This window comes from uncultured Campylobacter sp., assembly GCF_938045535.1.
Classification (GTDB): domain Bacteria; phylum Campylobacterota; class Campylobacteria; order Campylobacterales; family Campylobacteraceae; genus Campylobacter_B.
Map to the genome: position 1 here is coordinate 1 of NZ_CALIMQ010000275.1, position 1,308 is coordinate 1,308.

Below are 1,308 nucleotides of genomic sequence, written 5' to 3' on the forward strand. Positions count from 1 at the left end.
CTTGAGATAAGCGCGGAATTCTTGGATAATCTTAAAAATTTAGGCTTTGAATCCGCGACTAAAGCGGGCGTTTCGATCTCCGTTTCGGACATCATCGTGCCGAAGTCCAAAGCAGGCCTCGTCGAAGAGGCTAAAAAGCAGGTCAGAGAGGTTCAGAACCAATACGGCGCGGGTTTGCTAACTGACGGCGAGCGCTATAATAAAACCATCGACATCTGGACTAGCACTAGTAAGAAGCTAGCCGATGAGATGATGAAGATGATGGAGAAGGATAAGGACGGCTTTAATTCTATTTATATGATGGCCGATAGCGGCGCGCGAGGTAGCGCGGAGCAGATCAAGCAGCTAGCGGGCATGAGAGGTCTGATGAGTAAGCCCGACGGCTCGATCATCGAGACGCCGATTACTTCAAATTTTAGAGAGGGTCTGAACGTAAACGAGTACTTCATCTCGACTCACGGCGCGCGTAAAGGTCTTGCCGATACTGCGCTTAAAACCGCAAACGCGGGCTATCTGACGCGAAAGCTGATCGATGTCGCGCAAAACGTCAGAGTTACGATGCACGACTGCGGCACGCACGAGGGTATCGAGGTTACCGAGATTGTAGAGAACGGAACGCAAATAGAAAGCCTAGCCGATAGAATCATAGGAAGAGTGCTAAGCTCGGACGTGATCGATCCGGTGTCGAATGAAATTTTATTTACTGAAGGCACGCTATTGGGCGTTAACGAGGTGCGCACCATAGTCGATGCCGGCATCAAATCCGTAAGTATCCGCACGCCGATTACGTGCAAGGCCGCAAAAGGCGTCTGCGCGAAGTGCTATGGCGTAAATTTAGGCGAGGGCAAGCTGGTAAAACCGGGCGAAGCGGTCGGTATCATATCGGCGCAATCCATCGGCGAGCCGGGCACGCAGCTTACGCTACGAACCTTCCACGCCGGCGGTACCGCATCTACCGAGCAGCAAGATCGCCAAGTAATCGCCGATAAAGAGGGTTTCATTAGATACTACAACGTCAAGACCTACGAAAACGGCGGCAAAAATATCGTGATGAACCGCAGAAACGCTGCGGTGCTTTTGGTGGAGCCTAAGATTAAGGCTCCAATTACCGGCAAGGTAAGCATCGATATAACTCATGATGATGTGAATATTACGCTAAAAGGCAAGAAAGAAGAATTTAAATATACCATCCGACGCCACGATCTAGCCAAGCCTACCGAGCTTGCAGGCGTAAGCGGTAAAGTTGAGGGGAAATTCTACATCGTATTTAAAGACGGCGAAACCGTTGGAGAAAATGATAGTTTAGTA

Annotated in this window: 1 pseudogene; it reads left to right on the forward strand. The window is 49.9% G+C overall.

Annotated elements, in window-relative coordinates:
* Positions 1-1,308: pseudogene (locus Q0095_RS08565) on the forward strand (DNA-directed RNA polymerase subunit beta'); the annotation flags it as partial.